This is a genomic window from Caulobacter sp. 10L414 (assembly GCF_056395525.1).
Genome location: NZ_JBFTJR010000038.1, coordinates 37,876 through 57,505 on the forward strand (window position 1 = coordinate 37,876; position 19,630 = coordinate 57,505).

Below are 19,630 nucleotides of genomic sequence, written 5' to 3' on the forward strand. Positions count from 1 at the left end.
CTACTCGGCCGCCGCCGGCGTGGAGCCGCCGTGGCGCTGCTTGAGGGCTTCCTGGCGTACGCGCTCGCCGTCGACCAGCGGCACGGTCTTGAGCAGGAAGTCCTTGCCCTCCTTCGGATCGGCGCGGTCGGGCGAGGGGATGACCATCGCCCGCTTGCCCTGCACGTCGCGCTCCATGGCGTCGACGTCCAGCGCCCAGCCCTTCTCGATCAGCTCGCGGCGCTTGTTGCGCCAGGCCACCATGATGCCGTCCGACTTCACGCTGACTTCCTCGTGCAGGTAGACGGGCAGCAGCTCGGGGCAGACCTTCTCCATGATCACGCGGTCCTGCTCGAAGATTCGCAGGGTGCGGCGGCGGCTGTCGCCGTCCCAGATCTTCTGGGTCAGGAAGTTGCGGGCCATGATCCAGCGGGTGATCGTGGTGGTCTCGTCGATCGGCGTGTTGACGTCGAAGATCACCGTCGACCAGGTCGGCGTCGGGCGGATCTGGATACGAACGTGCGCGCCCGAGACGTGGAAGCCGTTGCGCACGGTGACCATGCTGCGCTTGGCCTTGCGGAAGAACTTCCACATGCCCTTGTACTCGGGCGGCACGAACTTCAGTTCGGCATAGGCCGACCACTCGTCCTGCTCGAGGGTGAACTCGTGGACCTGCGGGGCTTCCTTGTCGCCGAAGCTCGGGTGGACGAACGCCGCGTGCGAGGGGTCGATACCGTTCTCGGTGATGCGGGCGTAGTTGGCCTTCCACTCGTAGGTGCCGCGGATCTTGCGCCAGGACGGATCCTCGAACTCGGGGAACGGCGGCAGGGGCGGGCGCTCGGCCTCGGGCAGGTCGCCCATGAACACCCAGATCATCCCGTACTTTTCCAGCACCGGATAGGAATCGACCTTGGCGCGCGGCGGAATCTTCACGCCGGGCTCCTGCGACGGGATCTTCACGCACTTGCCGCCGCCGTTGAAGCGCCAGCCGTGGTAGGGGCACTCGATGGCGTCGTCGACGACCATGCCGCTGCCCAGCGAGGCGCCGCGGTGGATGCAGACGTCCGACAGGCAGCTGACCTTGCCCTTGGAGTCGCGGAACACCACGAACTCCAGGCCCAGCATCTTCACTCGCTTGTGGCCGCCATTCGGAATTTCGTCGCTGTACTCGGCGACGTACCACTGGTTCTTGATCATGGCGCCTTCTCCGGCTGCGGGGCGGCGGGGGCCGCCAGACCGCGAAGAATGAGATTGGGTATCCTGGTGTCGTCCCAGTCGTCGAGATCGACGCCGTCGCGCAGGACGACCAGCTTCTGCGAGGGCACGATCCACAAGCGGCGCTTGCCCCAGCCGTCGAGGAAGATGGCGTCCTCGGCCGCGATCGGCTCGGCCGAGACGCTGGCCTTGTCGGGGCGCTCGGGCGAGTAGATGCGGTTCTTGACGAACGGGCGGCCGCGCCAGATCTGGAAGCCATAGCCCGGATTGGCCTTGCCCGGCGCGCTCATGGCCGCGACGTACTCGGCGGGCAGCACCTGCTTGCCCTCGAACGACCCGCCGTTGGCCAGCATGATGCCGATGCGCATCCAGTCCTGGACCTGCGAGATCATGCAGCAGTCGCCGTGCGACAGGCCGCCCTCCTTGGCCAGCCACAGCGAGCCGTCGTGCATGCCCAGCGGCGCGAACAGCTTCTCCGACATGTAGTCGGCGAAGGTCTTGCCGGTGGCCCGCTCGACGATGACGCTTAGCGCCACCGGGTCGGGGTTGTGGTGGCCGAACACCGTGCCCGGCGGATGCACCGCCTTCAGGGCCAGGTTGTCCTTGGCCAGGTCCGGCGACAGGAAGGTGCGGATGGTGCTGGACCAGGGGGCGTAGGAATAGTCCGGCGGCTCCAGGCCCGACGACATCTGCAGGAGGTCGCGGATGGTGATCTTCGAGCGTTCGTCGTTCTTCCACTCGGTGATGAAGTCGGCGGCCGGCTGGTCGACCGACTTGATCTTGCCGTCGGCGATGGCCGCGCCGATCAGCATGCCGGTCATGGTCTTGGTGAAGGAGTGGGCCTTCATCACGGTGTTGGGGCCGACGCCGTTCCAATAGCGCTCGTAGACGATCGCCCCGTCCTTGACGACGATCAGGGCGTCGGACTTGCGCGCGCCGGCGTACGCGGCGGCGGCCTCCAGCGCGGCGGGATCGATCCCGGCCGCCTGCGGAGTCGTCTTGGGCAGGGCGGCGCTCGGTGCGCCCTTCACGACGGCGACGGGCTTGTACCAGTCGATCGGCGGTTCCAGCGGATTGACGGTGAGGGCGCGGAAGTAGCGGCCCCAGTACAGCGGCGCGGCCGCATAGGTCGCCGCGCCCGCCAGGACGACGGCGCCGAGGCCGATCAGCAGGATCTTGCGCTTCTTCGCCATCAGGAGGCCTTCACTTCGACGATCGAGGTCACGCCGAACGGAATGTCGAGCTTGACGCTGGCGACTAGGTCGCCGCTGTCCAGCGCGATCTTGGCCAGCTGGCCCGAGAAGAAGTCGCCGGCCCAGAAGTGCGCACCGTCGTCGGTGACGCGCAGGAACGACCAGCCGCGGCCTTCGGGCACGGCGTAGGTGCGCGCCACCGAACCGTCCTGGGTCACGCGGCGCACTTCATTGCCGCAGCTGACCAGCACGTCGTCGTTGGGCGTGGCGGCGATCCCGAACACCATGCCCGGCGGATCGGTGCGCACATAGAGCGGCGGCAGCTGGGCGTCGGCTTCGATGTCGTAGCGGAACACGGTGTGGCCGGTCTCGGAGACGTAGGCGGCGGTCTTGCCGTCCGACAGCACGGTCAGGTGGGTGACGCCCAGGAAGCCCATCACCCCGCCGTGGTACTCGGGACGATAGAAGCGCACGACGCGGCCGTCGGCGTCGAAGCGCACCAGCCGGCCCTCGCCGGTGAACGGCGGGGCCTGGCCCGACAGGTGCTCGCCGGCCAGGGCGCCGCCGTCGGGCAGGAACACCATCGAGCCCAGGCCGCGGCCGGGGAGGAGCGAGGCCTGGCCCGGCACGCGAAGCCCGTTGGCGTCGATGCGGGTGACGTTGCGGGCGAACGGGTCCAGCGCGTTGAGCTCGCCGGTGCGGGGATTCACCGCCAGGCCCGAAACCATGCCGAAGTCGCCCGTATGCAGCGCCGCCTTGGTCTGCAGGTCGGGGCCCAGGAGGAGGATCCTGGACAGCCCGAGCTTCAGCTTGTCGTCGGTGACCATCGTCGCGGCCACCCAGAGGTCGCCCGCCTGGGGTTTGACGGGGAGAGAGAGAGGGTCGCCGAACATCAAGGTCTCCGCTTGCGGTCAGGCCCGCGCTTGGCGGGATGCTCGGAGACTTTCAAAAGGGGACCGATCGGTCAATTTTCTAGTCGGCGTTATCCGCCTGACGAGAAACGGCCGCATCGACGCCGGTCTGGTAGCGGCCCATCACGTGATCCAGCATGCCCACGACGCGCTCCCACGCCAAGTCGTCATGCAGGTCGAAGCCGAAGAAATTGGGTTCGAACTTGGCGCGCATGCCGACATAGGACACCGCCGACAGCATGGTCATGGCGATGGCCAGCAGTTCCTTGTCCTCGCTGCGCTGGCCGATGAACAGGCGCTCGTACTCTTCCCAGATGCGGATGCGCACGGCGGTGACCGCGTCGCGCAGTTCCGGCGGGCCTGCGAACTCGCCGGCCATGATGGTGGCCACGGCGGGGTGGGCGCGCAGCGACGAGGCGTAGGTGCGCACCAGCATCCGCAGGCGCTCCATCGGCGGACGCTGGTGGAAGGTCTCCAGCGGCTCGTCCAGCATGTCGGAAAGACGGGGCCAGATGCCGGTGCGGCGCACCCAGGCGTCGGCCACGCCCCCCAGTCCGCCGAAATAGTCATATATTTGTTTCTTGCCGACGCCGGCTTCCTTGATTAGGGCGTTCACACCCGCGTCGTGGACGCTTCCGCGCTCCATAAGACGCCCGAACGCCTCTACGATCGCTGCTTCGGTGGCGATCCGGCGCGATTGCCGAGGCTTGGTTGCGGGCGCTACGTCTGTCAGCATGGCGGGACTTTCCTGAACTCCTATCCGATGGACGGACAAACGCTTTATCGCAAGACCTGTATTGGTCCGGCTCCATCATCTTGACCGTCGGGGAACAGTCGCGGGGAACGCGGCGGGGTGTGGTCAAGATTTGAAGAGGGGAGTCATGACCAAGTCGGCAATGAGTATCTATGGCGCAAGCGCGAGCGCTCTTACGCTTCTGATTTGTTCGGGGCAAGCCCTCGCGCAAACGACGACTTCGGAAGAGTCCACGGTGATTGGGGAGATCACCGTCACGGCGCGTAACAAGTCTGAATCTTCCCAGGACATTCCGATCACGATCAACGCCGTGTCGGCCGAGACGATCGAACGTCGCAACATTTCCGATATCAGCCGCGTGGCGCAATCGACCGCCGGCCTGACCTTTGACCAGGGCCTGACGCCCAGCGACACGCGTCCGGCCATCCGCGGCGTGCAAGCGGTTCGGGGCCGTCCGAACGTGGCCATCCTGGTGGATGGGGTCGACACGTCTTCGGAAGCCTTCGCCACCGCCGGCGGCGGCGCGCTGGCCAGCTTGCGCTTCGTCGACGCCGAGCGCATCGAGATCGTGAAGGGCCCGCAGAGCGTGCTCTACGGCCGTTCGGCCTTCTCGGGCGCGATCAACTACATCTCCAAGCGTCCGAACCTCGGCGAGTTCGAGGGCAAGATCAGCCTGGAGGCCGGCGACTTCGGCCTCAAGGAAGGCAAGGTCTCGGTCTCGGTCCCGCTCGTGCAGGACAAACTGGCGATCAACCTGAACGCCGGGGCCTGGGAAAACGACGGCCAGTACCTGAACAGCGTCAGCGGCAAGCGCGTCGGCGGCGGTGAAGCCAAGGGCGCGGCCTTCAGCGTGCTGATGAAGCCGACCGAGAAGCTGACCGTCTTCGCCCGGGTGCAGAGCTCGCACGAAGAATACGATCAGATGGCCCGGGCCTACATCACCGCGGTCAACCCGCTGACCGGCACGGCCAACACCGCCAATCTCGGCGTGGCCGTCACCGATCCCAGCAACAATCGCCCCGGCTTCACGGTCAAGGGCGACCTCAGCGACGCCGCGGTGGTCAAGAGCCAGACCATCGCCTATTCGCTGGATCCGCGCACGGGCAAGGACTTCAAGGGCACGGTCACGGATGCGACCCGCGCCTCGTTCGAGGTCAACTACGAAAGCGACTGGGGCACGTTCACCTCGCTGACCGGCATCACCCGCGGCGAGACCACCCAGGTCCAGGACTTCGACAACTCCAACAACAGCCTCAGCGGCAACGTGCTTCCGCTCTATGCGGGCATGGCGCCGTTCTACGGCTCGCTCTACCAGTACCTGGGCTTCCTGCGCGCCTACGGCCTGAACTACTCGACCGTGGCCCCGACCGGCGGCCTGCCGGCCATCGGCTTCTCGGTGATGCTGGACGACGACTTCGACACCAAGCAGCAGAGCCAGACGCTGCGCTGGAGCAAGGACTTCGGCAAGCTGCGCACCTCGCTGGAAGGCCTGTACTTCCACGAGCAGGCCAGCCAGATCAACAAGGACCAGTTCTGGATGCGCGAGGGTTCCGACCCGCGCCTGACCATCCTGACGGCGCTCTTCATGGGCGGCGGCGCCACGGCGACCGGGGCCTTCCAGGCGCCGACGACGACCGCGAAGGCCACGGCGGACTATCCGCTGAAGATCTCGCGCGAGACGGACTCGCTGTCCTGGGCCGGCAGCGTCGAATACGACGTCACCGACGCCCTGACCCTGCGCTTCGACGGCCGCTACATCGAGGAACGCGTCGCCTATCGCGGCAGCCCGTACCAGCCGATGTACTACCGCCTGTTCGGCGTGCAGCTGGTCTGCCTGCAGCAACTGGGCTGCGCCGCCGGTCCGGCCGGCACCGCCGCCGCGCGGGCCGCCCAGCTGGCCAAGACCACCCAGGTCGACAAGAAGACCGTCCGCGCGGACGCCTTCACGCCGAACTTCGTGGCCAACTACAAGCTCACCTCGCGCAACTCGGTCTATGCGTCGTACGGCGAAGGCTTCAAGCCGGGCGGCGTCGACACCACCGGCACCAGCGGCAGCGTCGACTCCACCTTCAAGCCGGAGAAGCTGCAGAGCTTCGAAATCGGTTCGAAGAACGTCTTCCTGGGCGGCGACCTGGTTCTGAACGGGGCGATCTTCTTCAACCGCTACAAGAACCAGCAGATCGGCACCACCAAGGTGCTGGGCGGCACCTCGGTGCCGTCGGTCGAGAACGCCGGCGAAAGCGAAAGCAAGGGCATCGACCTGACCAGCGACTGGCGGGCGACCCGCTGGCTGACGCTGAGCGGCAACTACACCTACACCGACGCCGAATTCACCGATTACAAGGTCCCGACTCCGGGCTACTTCGACCGGATCGAGTCCAACGGCGGCGACTACACCGGCAAGGCCGTGCCGCTGACGCCCAAGCACAGCCTCAACATCTCGGCGCTGATCAGCGGCGAGCTGCCGACGCTGGCGAACTGGAGCTGGACCACCGAGCTTTCGGGCCGCTACCAGTCCAAGCGCTACATGACCCAGAACAACCTGACTTGGCTGCCGAGCTACTTCGTCTCGGACCTGCGGGCCGGGATCACCGACGGGTCGTGGAGCGTCGACGTGGCGGTGACCAACCTCTTCGACGACGACACCCCGAAGAACGCCATCGCGGCGACCGACTTCGGCTTCTTCGACCTCAACAACAACACGCCGCCGCGTTCCTACGTGGTTTCTCTGCCCGAGAAGCGCGCCGCCTCGATCCGCATCAGCAAGACCTTCTGATCGCGCTGATCGAGTGACCTGCAAGGCCCGGCGCCCCTGCGCGCCGGGCCTTTTCCTTGCCCCCAAGTTTTTCTGGAGTTCCCGATGGCAGCGCCCAAGAACCCCGAGCGGTTCGGCATACTGGCGATCGAGCCCGGYGTGCGCGCCGGCCACATGTGGACCGCGCTCTACGCCGCCTTCGTCAACATCGGCCTGGCCACCACGGTGGCGGTGATGACGCCCTATGTGCTGAGCGCGAACCTGGGCGTGCCGCTCGACCGCCAGGGCTCGGTCCTGGGGATCTTGAACCTCGTCAACGAGGTGGCGCTGCTGTTCGTGTTCGGCCTGGCCGGCGCCCTGGCCGACCGGGTGGGCCGCCGCGCGGTCTACGCCATCGGCTTCCTGGCCACGGCGGCGGGCTACCTGCTGTTCCCGCTGGCCACCAACATCTGGGACCTGTCGCTCTACAAGGTGGTCTACGCCATCGGCATCGGGGCCACGACCGGCATGCTGTCGACCATCCTGGCCGACTATGTGAAGGCCCGCGACCGCGGCAAGATCGTCGCCCTGTCGGGCATCCTCAACGGCCTGGGCGTGGTGGTGCTGGCGCTGGCCATCGGCAAGCTGCCGGCCGTGTTCGTCGGCCAGGGCATGGACGAAAAGACCGCCGGCCAGGCCGCGCTGGCCATCGCCGCGGCCCTGTGCCTGGTCTCGGCCGCCGTCATGTGGCTGGGCCTCAAGCCCGGCGTGACGACGCGTTCGGTCGAGCGGGTCAAGCTCTCGACCCAGCTGGGCGTCGGCGTCGCCGCCGCCAAGGCCAATCCGCGTATCGTGCTGGCCTACGCCTCGGCCTTCGTGGCGCGGGGCGACCTGGCCATCGTCGGCGCCTACGCCATCGCCTGGGGCAAGAAAGCGGCGCTGGAGGATGGCGCGAGCCTCGCCGACGCCCTCGACCAGGGCCGGATCCCGTTCATCGTCGCCCAGTCGGCGGCGCTGCTGTGGCCGGTGGTCGTGGCCCTGATGATCGACAAGGCCCACCGCCTGACGGCCCTGGCCGCCTGCATGCTGCTGGGCGCGGTCGGCTACCTGGCGACGATGTTCATCGACGACCCGCTCAGCAAGGCGGCGCTGCCGCTGTTCGTGCTGCTGGGCGTGGGCCAGATCAGCGCCTTCATCGGCTCCCAGGCCCTGATCGGCAAGGAAGCGCCGGAGGAGGGCCGGGGCGCGGTCATCGGCTTCTTCAACCTCTGCGGCGCCTTCGGCATCCTGGTGCTGGGCACCCTGGGCGGCGTGCTGTTCGACGTGATCAGCCCGGCCTCGCCGTTCGTGCTGGTCGGCATCCTCAACGCGGCGGTCGGCCTGGGCTGCATCTACCTGCGGCTGAAGGAGGCCAGGTCGCCGGTGGCGCAGGAGGCCTAGGAAGCTTTCCTGGTCTTGGCGGAGGCGGCCTTCTTCGGGGCCGCCTTCTTCGCCGCGGGCTTGGTCGCGGAGGCCTTGCCGCCCAGGCTCTTCTTCAGCGCTTCCATCAGGTCCACGACGTTGGTGTCTTCGGGCAGGGCGGCCGCGACCTTGGTCTTGCCGCCCTTTTCCTTGCGCTTGATCAGGTCGCGCAGGGCCTCCTCGTAGCGGTCCTTGAAGTCCTTGGGCTCGAACGGTCCGTCCTGCTGCTCGATGATCTTGCGGGCGATGGCGATCATCGACGGATCGGCCTTCTTGGCCGGGATGTCGTCGAACAGGTCGGCCGGATCGCGCACCTCGTCGAACGCGCGCAGCGAATAGGCCACCAGCCCTTTGCCGCGCGGCTCGATGGCCAGCAGGCGTTCGCGCGTGTGCATCACCACCCGCCCCAGCGCGATGCGTTTCGCGCCGGCCATGGCGTCGCGGATCACGCTGTAGGCCTCGACCGCCAGCTTGCCGTCGGGGACCAGGAAGTAGGGATTGTCCCAATACAGACGGTCGATGTCGGCCACGTCGACGAAGCGCTCGATGTCGATGGTGCGGGTGCTTTCCAGCCGCACGCTCTCGATCTCTTCCGGGGTGACGATGACGTAGCGGTCCTTCTCGACCTCGTAGCCCTTCACCAGGTCGGCGCGCTCGACGGGGCCGAGGTCCGGATCGGTGGCCACCATCCTGATGCGGTTGTGGGTCTTGGGGTGCAGCAGGTTGAAGCGCACCTCGCCGCCGGGATTGGTGGCGGTGTAGAGCGCCACCGGGCAGGTGACGAGCGAGAGCCGCAGATGGCCCTGCCATGTGGGACGCGGGGCCATCTGCGTTTCGCTCCTACTTCTTGGCGCCGACCAGCGCCTTCTTCACCGTGGTCACGGCCGGCTCGTCGGGCGTCTCGGTGTTGGCGGCCATGACCGTCGGATCGCCTTTCAGCGCGGCCACGAAGTCGTCGCGCCAGGCGGTGACGTCCTGGCGGGTGACGTTGTCCATCAGGTCCTCCCAACGGCGCTTGCGCTCGGTCTCGTCCATGGCCAGGGCCTGGGCCAGCGCGTCCGAGATCTCCTCGGGGCTGTTGGGGTTGATGATCAGCGCCTCCTTCATCTGCCGCGCGGCGCCGGCGAAGCGCGACAGGATCAGCACGCCCGGATCCTCGGGGTTCTGCGAGGCGACATATTCCTTGGCCACAAGGTTCATGCCGTCGCGCAGGGGCGTGACCAGCGCCGCCTTGGCCGCGCGATACACCCCGGCCAGCTCGTCGCGCCGGTAGGAGCGGTTGAGATAGCGGATCGGCGTGAAGTCCATGTCGGCATAGGCGCCGTTGATCCGGCCGATCAGGCCGTCCAGGCGGCTGCGGATGTCCTGGTAGGCCTCGACCTCGTCGCGCGACAGCGGGGCGATCTGCAGCAGCATCACCTCGCGCCGGGCGTCCTCGTGGTCGTGCAGGAAGCGCTCGAAGCCCAGCAGTCGCTCTTCCAGGCCCTTGGAGTAGTCCAGGCGGTCGACGCCCACGACCATCTTGCGGAACACGCTGTGGGCCGCCATCCGGTCATAGACCCGCATGGCCCGCGGGCTGCGGGTGATGCGGGCGAAGTCGTCGGCGTCGATGCCGATCGGGAAGGCCCCGGCCTCGGTGATCTGGCCGAAGGCGCGCAGGCGTCCGTCCTCGGTCTTCTCGCCGCCGACCTCGTTGAGCACGTAGCCCTCGAAGGCCTGCAGGCTCTCCTCGGTCTGGAAGCCCACGACGTCGTAGTGGAACAGCGCCTCCACCAGCGGTCGGTGGCGGGGCAGGGTGACCACCAGCTGGTGCGCCGGCCAGGGGATGTGCAGGAAGAAGCCGATGCGGTTGGTCACGCCCAGCCGCCGCAGCTCCCGCGCCATCGGGATCAGGTGATAGTCGTGCACCCAGATGATGTCGTCCGGCTCGATCAGCGGGCGCAGGGTCTCGGCGAAGCGCTTGTTGACCCGGTCGTAGCCCTCGCCGAACGAGCGGTCATAGGCCGTCAGGTCGACGCGATAGTGGAACAGCGGCCACAGCGTCTTGTTGGCGTAGCCGTTGTAGTACTCCTGGTAGTCGCCTTCCTCGAGGTCGACCGTGGCCACCGTCACGCCCTCGACGCGCTGCATGTTCAGCTGGCCGGTGAACTCGGGCGTGGTCTTGCCGCTCCAGCCGAACCAGATGCCGGAATATTCGCGCAGGGCCGCGGCCAGGGCCATGGCCAGGCCCCCGACGCTTTCCTCGCCCTTGCCGGACGGCGGATTGACGCGGTTCGAAACGACGATCAGGCGGCTCATTGGGTCACCTCGTTCTTGGCGACCGATCGGGCGGCGGCGTCCAGCCAGGCATGGACGGCCTGCGGGCCCTCGAGACGGTAGCTGGCGGCGGTCGGCCGTTCGGGCCCGACCAGCACGCCATAGCCGCCCAGGCGGCGGGCGGCCTCGAAGCCGTCCTCGTCGGTCAGGTCGTCGCCGATGAAGATCGGCAGCGCGCCCTGGAAGGCCGGTTCGCGCAGCAGGGCGGCCACCGACGAGCCCTTGTCCTGCCCCGGCGTGCGCAGTTCGGCGACCATGTCGCCCAGCTGCAGGACGAGGCCCGTCTGGCGCGACAGGCGCTCGGCCGCCTCGATCACCGCGTCGGCGGCCGACGGGGTGTTGCGATAGTGCAGGCCGACGCTGAGGTGCTTGTCCTCGAACAGCAGGCCGCGGTCGCAGCGGGCCAGGTCGCCCAGCACGTCGCGGGCCTCGGCCAGACCTTCGTGGGGCTGGGCGCGGAACACGCCCTCGGGGGTGCGGCGCTCCAGGCCGTGCACGCCGGCCATGTAGGCCAGGCCGTTGTCGCCCAGGATGCGGGAAAGATCGTCCAGCGAACGGCCGCTGATCACGGCCACGCGGTCGTCGAAGGCTTCGCGCAGGCGCGCGATCAGCGCCGCGCGCGCGGCGTCGGGGCCGACGTCGTCCGGACGCGGCATGATGGGCGCAAGCGTTCCGTCGAGGTCGAGAAACAACGCGCAGTTGGCAGGAATACTGGTGGGCGGCGGCGGAAGATCCGACGACGCAAGCCGAGCGGCAGACCCGTACGTGGTCATGCAGTTAGGCCCCTTTCACTATGGAACTCAGCCGCCAAGAACGCCCCGGCGCCGGGTTCGATCCCCCGACATGGCGGTCGGGGGGTCACGTTTGACTGACCAAAACGTGAGGCCGAAGGGGTTGACCTAGCTTCAGCGTACCGAAGTCCAGGGCCTGCTGAGCAGCGCCGCGCAGTTGATCAGACCTACCAACGAATAGGTCTGCGGGTAGTTGCCCCACAGCTCGCCGTCCTCGAATCCGATGTCCTCCGACAGCAGTCCGGCCGAGGTTCGGCGGTCGAGCATTTCCTGGAACAGCGCCCGGGCTTCCTCGACCCGGCCCTCCAGATAGAGCGCCTCCACCAGCCAGAAGGTGCAGATGTTGAAGGCCGTCTGCGGGGTGCCGAAATCGTCGGGCAGGGCGTAGCGCAGCAGGTAGCTGCCCTTGCGCAGGCCCGCCTCGATGGCCGCCACGGTGGCCTTGTTGCGCGGGTCGTCGGCGGCGATGAAGCGCAGGTCCACCAGCTGCAGCAGGCTGGCGTCCAGCTCCTCGCCGCCGAAGGTGGCCGCGAACCGGCCCAGGGTCTCGTTCCAGGCGTGGGTGTCGATGGCCTCGCGCACCTTGGCCGCCCGGTCGTTCCAGAACTTGGCGCGGTCGGTAAGGCCCAGCTTCTCGGCGACGTTGCCCAGGCGGTCGCAGGCGGCCCAGCACATCACCGACGAATAGGTGTGCACATTGGCCCGGCCGCGGAACTCCCAGAGGCTGGCGTCGGGCTGGTCGTGCAGCTGGAAGGCGCGCTCGCCCACCGGCTCCAGCGCCTTGAAGTCGTCGACCGTCGCCGGCCGCAGCAGGCGCTCGTCGAAGAAGGCCTGGGTCGAGGACAGGATGATCTGGCCGTAGACGTCGTGCTGCTGGTGCTCGAAGGCCTGGTTGCCGATCCGCACCGGCCCCATGCCGCGATAGCCGGGCAGGTCGGGGGCGAAGCGTTCCACCAGCGCCGGCTCGTAGCCCACCCCGAACAGCGGCTGGATGTGGCCGCCCGCCGCCCGGTCGACGATGTTGCGCAGGTAGGAGAGGTAGTTCTCCAGGATGTCGGCCGCGCCCAGCCGGTTCAGGGCCTGCACCACGTAGTAGGCGTCGCGCAGCCAGCAGTAGCGGTAGTCCCAGTTGCGGCCGCTGTTGGCGTGTTCGGGGATCGAGGTGGTCATGGCCRCGACGATCGCGCCGGTCTCCTCGTGCATGCAGAGCTTGAGTGTGATGGCCGCGCGGATCACCGCCGACTGCCAGTCCAGCGGCACGGCCAGGCCCCGCACCCAGTTCAGCCAGTAGTCCTCGGTCTGCTGCAGCATCCGCGCGCAGGTCGCGCCGACGTCGGCGTCGAAGCCTTCGTCGGCGCCCAGGAACATCGCCAGCGTCCGCTCCACGCGGAAGGTGCGCTCTTCCAGGATGTGCGAGACCGGGCAGTCGGTCGTCAGCCGCAGCGTCATGTCCGAGCACAGGTAGCGGATGTGGTTGGAGCCGTTGGTGTGCTCGGCCAGGCGGCCGCCCCAGTTGGCCGTGGGGCGCAGGCGGATGGTGGCGCGGCACACCCCGTTGATCGGCCGAACCAGGCGGATGAAGGCGGTGGGGCGATAGATCCGTCCGAATTGCTGGAAGCGCGGGGAAAAGTCGATGATCTCCAGGCTCGCCCCGTCGGCGTCGGTGACCACGGTGCGCAGGATCGGGGTGTTGCGCAGGTAAGCCTGCTCGATCTTCACCGCCCCGTCGACCACCACGTCCCACAGGCCCTTGCCGCCTTCGAACGGCGGCTCGAGCCCACCCAGCAGGGTGCTGAACACCGGGTCGGAGTCGATGCGAGGCATGCACCCCCACACGAAGCGGCCGTCACGGTCGATGAGGGCGCTGACCGAGCAGTTGCCGATCGGAAACAGGTCGAGGTTCTGGGGCATGGTCATTGTTCTTGTTACGCTTTTGGGAAAATCAGCAGCGGGTCAGGATCGGCACGGTCGAGCGCCGTCCGCCCTGGACGGTGACGTGGCGGCCGACGTGCTCGAAGGCGAGATCGGTCAGGCGCTCGCCCACGCCCAGGTTCTCGATCGACAGGCTGTCGATGCCGATCGGCAGGCGCGGCTCCTGGATGCGGATCTCGCCGGCCCAGCCGTCGACGGTGATGCCCAGGCAGGCCTGCAGCATCATGAAGGCCGAGCCGGCGGCCCAGGCCTGAGGCAGGCAGGCCACCGGATAGGCGACCGGCGGCTCGCCCGGCTGGCGCGGAAAGCCGCAGAACAGTTCCGGCAGCCGCATCTCGTAGTGGGCGGCCGTCTCGAACAGGCCCGAGGTCATCCGCACCACGCCGTCGCGATGGCCGTAGCGCGCCAGGCCCATGGCGCAGATGGCGGTGTCGTGCGGCCAGACCGAGCCGTTGTGATAGCTCATCGGATTGAAGCGCGGCTCGCCCTCGGCCAGGGTCCGCACGCCGAAACCGTTGTTGAACGCCGCCGACAGCAGGGTGTCGGCCACCTTGGCCGCGCGCTCGGGCGAGGGCAGGCCGCAGAACAGCAGGTGCCCCGGATTGGAACCGCGAACGCGGCAGGGCTTGCCGTGACCGTCGACGGCCATGGCGTAGAAGCCCTTGTCCTCCATCCAGAACCGCTCCTCGACCATGGTCCGCAGGTGCTCGGCCTTGGCCGCCCAGCGCTCGGCGTCGGCGGTCTCGCCCCGGCGGCGGGCCAGATCCGCCATGCCCCTGAAGGCGGCGAAGGCGTAGCCCTGCACCTCGACCACGGCGATCGGCCCGTCGGGGAACTTGCCGTCGGCGTGGAAGACGCTGTCCTCGCTGTCCTTCCAGTTCTGGTTGGAAAGGCCGGTGTCGGCGCCGCGGGCGTAGTCGATCAGGCCATCGCCGTCGCTGTCGCCGAACTGTTCGATCCAGGCCACCGCCCCCCGCAGGGCGTCCCACAGGGTGTCGATGAAGGCCAGGTCGCCGGTGCGTTCGGCATAGGCGCAGGCCAGGGCCACGAACAGCGGGGTGGTGTCGACCCCGCCGTAGTAACGGCCGAACGGCAGTTCCCCCAGGCGCGTCATCTCGCCCTTGCGGGTCTCGTGCATGATCTTGCCGGGCGCGCTGTCGCGAAAGGCGCTGACCTCCTCGGCCTGGTGTTCGGCCAGGTAGCCGAGCACGCCCTTGGCCAGCCGGGGCTCGATCCACAGCACCTGCCAGGCGGTGATGATCGCGTCGCGCCCGAACGGGGTCGAGAACCAGGGGATGCCGGCATAGGGGTAGGGGCCGGTCTCGAATTCGGTGGTCAGCAAGGCCAGGTCCGCCCGCGACTTTTCCAGCCAGTCGTTGAAGAGGCGGCCCGACGATTTCAGCCGCGCCCCGCGCCGGCGACGGCCGCGCATGTCGAGCCGCGCCCTGGCGGCGGCCGCGCGCCAGCGCTCGCGGGTCGGCGGGTGGTCCGGAACCGGGCCGACCTCCAGGTAGAGGTCGAAATGGGTCTCGGGCGTCAGCATGAACATGAACTCGGCCCGCTGCGGCGTCAGGCGCCCGGRCGGTTCGGAAAAGGCGATCACGCTGTCGCGGCGCAGTTCGTCCAGGCCCTGGTAGGCGAAGTGCACCGAGCGGCCGTTCAGTTCGGCCGGCAGCACCCGGCCCCTGGCTTTGCGCTTTGAGCCGCGCACCTCGAACATGTCGTGGAAGTCGGCGTCGTACTCCAGGGCCACCGGCAGGATGACCATGTCGCGGCTGTAGTTGACGAACCGCAGGCGCTCGTAGAGGCGCTCGGCCCACAGGAAGCGCTTGCGCTCGACATGGATCGCGCCGTGCGGAGCCGAGGCCCCGCCCAGCGACGGCAGGGTCTGGTTGGTCGAGTGCGAGGTGAAGAACACGTTGTCCTGCGAGACGCTGGCGCTCAGCAGGGCCGGCGGCCGACCGCCGATCAGCAGCCGCAGGCGCGACAGCAGGCGGGTGTCGTCGTGGAACAGGCCGTCGGCCGCGCCCAGTACGTCGCCGAAGGCGTCGGCCACCAGAAAGGTGTCGCGGTCCTTCAGGGCGAACAGCCGATAGGGCACGCGCGGTTCGCCGGTCTCGCCATGCTCGCCCGCCGTCACCGGGGTCGGAGCCATGTCGTCCATCTCGATGCCCCTTGTCTAAACGCGATCAGCGGCCGCGCCAGGGGAGGCGCGGTCGCTGAACTTGGAAACACAATGCGGCGTCAACCCGGCGGGCTTCGGCCGTCTTTGAGGTCACGCGGTCTGGGCCAACATCAGGCGCGGCGCGCGGGCCGCTTCGTCCAGATGCGCGTAGAGGTCGAGATAGCGACGGGCCATGGCGTGGGCCGAGAACCGCAGTTCGAACCGTTCGCGCACGGTCTGGCGCGACAGGTCGGGCAGGCGGCGAAGCGCGGCCACCGCCTCGTCCTCGTCGTCGACGATGAAGCCGGTGACGCCTTCCTCGATCACCTCGGGCACCGAGCCCCACTGGTAGGCGATCACCGGCGTTCCGCAGGCCATGGCCTCGATCATCACCAGGCCGAACGGCTCGGGCCAGGCGATGGGGAAGAGCAGGGCGTCGGCGCCCCCCAGGAAGGCCGACTTCTCGGCGTCGCCGATCTCGCCGACGAACTCGATCAGCGGATGGTCGAGCAGGGGCTCGACGACGGCGTGGAAATACTCGCGGTCGGCGACGTCGACCTTGGCGGCGATCTTCAGCCGGCGGCCCATGCGCTTGGCGATGGCGATCGCCCGCTCGGGACCCTTCTCCGGCGAGATCCGGCCGAGGAAGGCGAGGTAGCCCTCCGATCTTGGGTGATATTCGTAGATCTCGGCGCACATGCCGTGCAGCACCGTGCCGGCCCAGTTGGCGAAGGGCAGGGGCGCGCGCTGGYTGTCGGAGATCGACACCAGCGGAAACTGCGGCCAGCGCCGGTAGACGCCCGGCAGGTCCTTCAGGTCCAGCCGCCCGTGCAGCGTGGTCAGGGTCTTCTCCGCCACGTCCTCGAACAGCGGGAAGTGCAGCATGTCGGTGTGGAAGTGGATGACGTCGAAGGCGTCGGCGCGGCGGCGAACCTCGGCCAGCATGGCCAGGTGCGCGGCGAGGTCGGATTTCAGCGGGGCGGGGTCCAGGCGGATGGCCTGGTCGCGGACGACCAGCAGGTCGGCCTTGGTCCTGGCTTCGGCGGAGGCGAACAGGGTGACCTCGTGGCCGAGGTCGACAAGCGCGTCCGTCAGGTGCGCGACCACCCTTTCGGTGCCCCCGTAGAGCCGTGGGGGCACGGCTTCATACAGGGGCGGAACCTGGGCGATTCTCATCTTGGCTGTCCTGACAAGGACGATTGTGGCGCAAAGGCGCCGTCGTCGAACTGCAAACCGCGAGTGTGGCCGGAAGGTTCCGCAACGTGAGAAAGAACCAAAACGGGACCTTGGCCGTTGCAGTTTCACGATCCTCGCGTTGACGACCCCAACGCGGAATTGCCATTTGGGAAGCGCGCGGAGGGGCCGCGCGCAACGTGCGTGCGAGACCCGTCGACGGTGAGCCAGAGCCTTAAAGTTTCGACCGTCCTGCTCGGGGCGGCCCTGTGGATGTCGGCGGCCCCGGCCGTTCTTGCTCAAGCTCAGGTCCGGCCTGTCCGCGCGCCGCAGCAGGCGCCCGTGGCGGTGCCCGCGCCGCCGGCCCTGCGCGCCGACCAGATCGACCTCTTGGCCAAGGCGCTGAACGACGCCCCCTCGCACGGCTTCGAGCCCGGCGCCTTCGCGCCCGACCGCGCCCTGGCCCTGCTGGACTCGCGCAGCGCGTCCGATCGCCAGGCCGGCGTCACCCAGCTGGTCGCCCTGACCATGCGCTACGCCAAGGCCGTGCACAGCGGCCGCCTGGCGCCCGCCGACTTCGACGGCAACTGGGGCCTGCGCCCGGCGGCCTACGATCCCGCGCCCGGCTTCGCCGCGGCCGTGCAGAACGACCGCCTGGCCGGCTGGCTGGAAGATCTGTCGCCGCCCTATACCGGCTACCAGACCCTGCAGAAGGGCCTCGTCGTCTATCGCGATCTGGCCGCCAAGGGCGGCTGGGCCGTGATCCCCGAAGGCCCGCCGCTGAAGCTGGGCGACAAGGGCGACCCGCGCATCGCCCAGCTCGAAGCGCGCCTAGCCGTCGAGGATCCGACCATCGCCGTCGACAAGGCCCCGGTCTTCGACGAGGCCCTGCAGCAGGCCCTGATGCGCGCCCAGAAGCGCTTCGGCCTCAATCCCGACGGCGTGCTGGGCAAGGGCACGCTGGCGGCGCTGAACGTGCCGGTGCAGCTGCGCATCGACCAGATCGTCGCCAACATGGAGCGCTGGCGCTGGCTGCCCGAGGAGCTGCCGGCCGACCGCATCCAGGTCAACATCGCCGCCGCCGTGATGAGCGTCTTCCACCACGACGCCCCGACCCTGACCATGCGCGCCGTCACCGGCCGTCCGGGCGACGAGACGCCGATGCTGCAGTCGCAGATCCACTCGATCGTGCTCAATCCGCCCTGGAACGTGCCCAGCTCCATCGCGACCAAGGAGCTGTGGCCCAAGGAGCGCGCCAATCCGGGCTATCTGGCCCGCAACGACTTCATCGTCATCCCGACCGAGGGCGGCGGCACGCGCCTGCAGCAGAAGGCCGGCGACAAGGCCGCCCTGGGCCTGGTGAAGTTCGACTTCAACAACCCCTACGGCGTCTACCTGCACGACACCCCGTCGCGGGCCAAGTTCGCCAGCTACAGCCGGCTGGCCAGCCACGGCTGCGTGCGCCTGGAAAAGCCCATCCCGCTGGCCAAGCAACTGCTCGACGGCAGCACCGAATGGACGCCCGAGAACGTCGACGCCACCATCGCCTCGGGCAAGACCGTGCGGGCCCAGCTGCCCAAGCCGATGGCCGTCTACCTGCTGTACTGGACAGCCTACGTGACCCCCGACGGGCAGGTGAATTTCCGCGACGATCCATACGGCTGGGATCGGACGCTGGTGCAGCGTATCGCCGCATCGAAAGCCGTCTGAGCGCCTCGCCCAGGCGCTCAAGCCGCTGTCTTTGCAGCATTTGAAGCGTGGCAGGAGCGGTGAATGCTCATGCTTTCAGCGGCAGCGCGTCCATCCGCCCGGCTTGACCCGACGGCCTTCGTCAGGCCTCTTTTTGTGCGTAAGCCTTTCCGATCCGGAAAGTTTATCGCGTTCTAAGTGAGCGCGGGCGGCCCCTTGGGCGGCCTGACGCAGTCAGTCGGGAAAGCGTATCGATGATCGAACGACGCAAGCTCCTAGGCCTTGGCCTGGGTGTGCTGGGCGCCAGTGCGGTCGGGCCGATGGCGGCCTTCGCACAGTCCAAGTTCGGCCCTGGGGCCGACCCCATCGCCGACCTGCTGATGAAGCAGGGCGACCTGGGCAATGCCGCCGAAGGCATGCCTGAGAACGGCCTTCCCGAAGCGCCGGTTCCCGCGCCCGAGCCGAAACGCATCATTTCCGCCGAGCCGCGCTGGGTGAAGCTGCACAACGTGCACACCCAGGAAAAGCTCGAGGCCGTCTATTTCGAGAAGGGGGAGTACGTCCCCGACGCCGTCCAGGCCCTCGACAAGGTGCTGCGCGACTATCGCTCCGGCGACGTCTCGGCGATGAATCCCAAGCTTTACGACATCATGGCGGGCCTGGCGGCGCGCACGGAAAGCAAGTCTCACTTCCAGATCATCTCCGGCTATCGCTCGCCCAAGACCAACGCGATGTTGCACGCGCGCAGCGGTGAGGTCGCCAAGCGCAGCCTGCACATGGACGGCAAGGCGATCGATCTCTATCTGGAGGATGTCTCCCTGGATCGGCTGAGGACTGCGGCCCTCGATCTGAAGCAGGGCGGCGTCGGGTACTACCCCGTCAGCAATTTCGTTCACGTCGATGTCGGCGCGGTCCGACGCTGGGTCGGCTCCTAGGATCGGAGCCTTCCCTTTAGGGAGCTCCAGATGGCCAAGGCCGAACGTCGCGGCAATCCGTTGGGATGGATCGTCCTGGGTTTCGTCGTCGGGGCGGTCGCCGCCCTTGGCGTGATCCTGGTGGTCAGCGCCGGGGTCGGTTTCGAAAGCTCGGGCTATGAGGAAGGCGCCGAGGTCCGCACCGCGGCCGATGATGCGGCCAGCGCCGCCACCACCCGCACGCCCACCGCCCAGGCCCCGCCGCCGGCCGTCGCGCCCGAGCCCGAAAAGCCGCCGGTCGTCGAGGCTCCGCCCGCCACGCCCAAGCCCGCGCCGGAAATCGACCCGCAGATGGCCGACGACGCGGCCGCCGCGGGCATGACCTCGCGGACGCGCCAGTAGGC

Annotated in this window: 15 protein-coding genes; 5 read left to right on the forward strand and 10 right to left on the reverse strand. The window is 68.2% G+C overall.

Annotated features, from left to right (window positions below; all coding sequences use genetic code 11):
• The 4 genes from AC1DCG_RS15785 to AC1DCG_RS15800 all read right to left on the reverse strand — a co-directional run bounded on the left by AC1DCG_RS15785 (position 1) and on the right by AC1DCG_RS15800 (position 3,914).
• Positions 1-1,176: an aromatic ring-hydroxylating dioxygenase subunit alpha gene (locus AC1DCG_RS15785; protein ID WP_477029761.1), complete on the reverse strand. Its 1,176-nt coding sequence runs from the start codon at positions 1,174-1,176 to the stop codon at positions 1-3.
• A complete protein-coding gene (locus tag AC1DCG_RS15790; protein WP_477029760.1) occupies positions 1,173-2,387 on the reverse strand; it encodes a serine hydrolase domain-containing protein in 1,215 nt (404 codons plus the stop codon). Before AC1DCG_RS15790 ends, AC1DCG_RS15785 begins: the two co-directional genes overlap by 4 nt.
• Positions 2,387-3,280: an SMP-30/gluconolactonase/LRE family protein gene (locus AC1DCG_RS15795; protein ID WP_477029759.1), complete on the reverse strand. Its 894-nt coding sequence runs from the start codon at positions 3,278-3,280 to the stop codon at positions 2,387-2,389. Before AC1DCG_RS15795 ends, AC1DCG_RS15790 begins: the two co-directional genes overlap by 1 nt.
• Positions 3,281-3,359: 79 nt before the next feature.
• Positions 3,360-3,914, reverse strand: coding sequence for a TetR/AcrR family transcriptional regulator (locus AC1DCG_RS15800; RefSeq protein ID WP_165260042.1), 555 nt, complete (start codon positions 3,912-3,914; stop codon positions 3,360-3,362).
• A 373-nt stretch (positions 3,915-4,287) separates the two neighbouring features.
• On the opposite strand from AC1DCG_RS15800, the gene AC1DCG_RS15805 reads away from it, so the two are divergent.
• Together AC1DCG_RS15805 and AC1DCG_RS15810 are read left to right on the forward strand one after the other, a co-directional pair.
• On the forward strand, positions 4,288-6,828 hold the full coding sequence (locus AC1DCG_RS15805) for a TonB-dependent receptor domain-containing protein (RefSeq protein WP_165260044.1): 2,541 nt from the start codon (positions 4,288-4,290) through the stop codon (positions 6,826-6,828).
• 84 nt (positions 6,829-6,912) lie between these two features.
• A complete protein-coding gene (locus AC1DCG_RS15810; protein ID WP_477029757.1) occupies positions 6,913-8,226 on the forward strand; it encodes an MFS transporter in 1,314 nt (437 codons plus the stop codon).
• On the opposite strand, the gene ku is transcribed toward AC1DCG_RS15810, so the two are convergent.
• The 6 genes from ku to AC1DCG_RS15840 all read right to left on the reverse strand — a co-directional run bounded on the left by ku (position 8,223) and on the right by AC1DCG_RS15840 (position 16,626).
• Positions 8,223-9,074, reverse strand: coding sequence for a non-homologous end joining protein Ku (gene ku, locus AC1DCG_RS15815; RefSeq protein ID WP_477029756.1), 852 nt, complete (start codon positions 9,072-9,074; stop codon positions 8,223-8,225). The two genes, AC1DCG_RS15810 and ku, sit on opposite strands and share 4 nt — an antisense overlap.
• 13 nt (positions 9,075-9,087) lie before the next feature.
• The gene (otsA, locus tag AC1DCG_RS15820; protein ID WP_240903515.1) at positions 9,088-10,545 is read right to left on the reverse strand and encodes an alpha,alpha-trehalose-phosphate synthase (UDP-forming); all 1,458 of its coding nucleotides are present in this window, start codon (positions 10,543-10,545) and stop codon (positions 9,088-9,090) included.
• A complete protein-coding gene (gene otsB / locus AC1DCG_RS15825) occupies positions 10,542-11,336 on the reverse strand; it encodes a trehalose-phosphatase (protein ID WP_477029754.1) in 795 nt (264 codons plus the stop codon). Before otsB ends, otsA begins: the two co-directional genes overlap by 4 nt.
• A 132-nt stretch (positions 11,337-11,468) precedes the next feature.
• On the reverse strand, positions 11,469-13,265 hold the full coding sequence (locus AC1DCG_RS15830; RefSeq protein WP_477041548.1) for a glycoside hydrolase family 15 protein: 1,797 nt from the start codon (positions 13,263-13,265) through the stop codon (positions 11,469-11,471).
• A gap of 31 nt (positions 13,266-13,296) precedes the next feature.
• On the reverse strand, positions 13,297-15,450 hold the full coding sequence (locus tag AC1DCG_RS15835) for an amylo-alpha-1,6-glucosidase (RefSeq protein ID WP_477041549.1): 2,154 nt from the start codon (positions 15,448-15,450) through the stop codon (positions 13,297-13,299).
• Between the two features lie 111 nt (positions 15,451-15,561).
• Positions 15,562-16,626, reverse strand: coding sequence for a glycosyltransferase family 4 protein (locus AC1DCG_RS15840; protein ID WP_477041550.1), 1,065 nt, complete (start codon positions 16,624-16,626; stop codon positions 15,562-15,564).
• A gap of 219 nt (positions 16,627-16,845) precedes the next feature.
• Between AC1DCG_RS15840 and AC1DCG_RS15845 the strand changes: the two genes are divergently transcribed.
• The 3 genes from AC1DCG_RS15845 to AC1DCG_RS15855 all read left to right on the forward strand — a co-directional run bounded on the left by AC1DCG_RS15845 (position 16,846) and on the right by AC1DCG_RS15855 (position 19,628).
• Positions 16,846-18,333, forward strand: a complete 1,488-nt coding sequence (locus AC1DCG_RS15845) for a L,D-transpeptidase family protein (protein ID WP_477037023.1) — start codon at positions 16,846-16,848, stop codon at positions 18,331-18,333.
• Between the two features lie 233 nt (positions 18,334-18,566).
• Positions 18,567-19,247, forward strand: a complete 681-nt coding sequence (gene mepK, locus AC1DCG_RS15850) for a peptidoglycan L,D-endopeptidase MepK (protein ID WP_477029750.1) — start codon at positions 18,567-18,569, stop codon at positions 19,245-19,247.
• 30 nt (positions 19,248-19,277) lie between these two features.
• Positions 19,278-19,628 (forward strand): hypothetical protein, encoded by a 351-nt coding sequence (locus AC1DCG_RS15855; RefSeq protein ID WP_477029749.1) that lies wholly within the window; start codon positions 19,278-19,280, stop codon positions 19,626-19,628.
• The last annotated feature ends 2 nt before the right edge of the window (positions 19,629-19,630 follow it).

Excerpts from the sequence above, each read along its gene's own strand:
- AC1DCG_RS15785 (WP_477029761.1), bottom strand. The coding sequence starts at position 1,176 with ATGATCAAGAACCAGTGGTACGTCGCCGAGTACAGCGACGAAATTCCG.
- AC1DCG_RS15790 (WP_477029760.1), bottom strand. The coding sequence starts at position 2,387 with ATGGCGAAGAAGCGCAAGATCCTGCTGATCGGCCTCGGCGCCGTCGTC.
- AC1DCG_RS15795 (WP_477029759.1), bottom strand. The coding sequence starts at position 3,280 with ATGTTCGGCGACCCTCTCTCTCTCCCCGTCAAACCCCAGGCGGGCGAC.
- ku (WP_477029756.1), bottom strand. The coding sequence starts at position 9,074 with ATGGCCCCGCGTCCCACATGGCAGGGCCATCTGCGGCTCTCGCTCGTC.
- otsA (WP_240903515.1), bottom strand. The coding sequence starts at position 10,545 with ATGAGCCGCCTGATCGTCGTTTCGAACCGCGTCAATCCGCCGTCCGGC.
- otsB (WP_477029754.1), bottom strand. The coding sequence starts at position 11,336 with ATGACCACGTACGGGTCTGCCGCTCGGCTTGCGTCGTCGGATCTTCCG.
- mepK (WP_477029750.1), top strand. The coding sequence starts at position 18,567 with ATGATCGAACGACGCAAGCTCCTAGGCCTTGGCCTGGGTGTGCTGGGC.
- AC1DCG_RS15855 (WP_477029749.1), top strand. The coding sequence starts at position 19,278 with ATGGCCAAGGCCGAACGTCGCGGCAATCCGTTGGGATGGATCGTCCTG.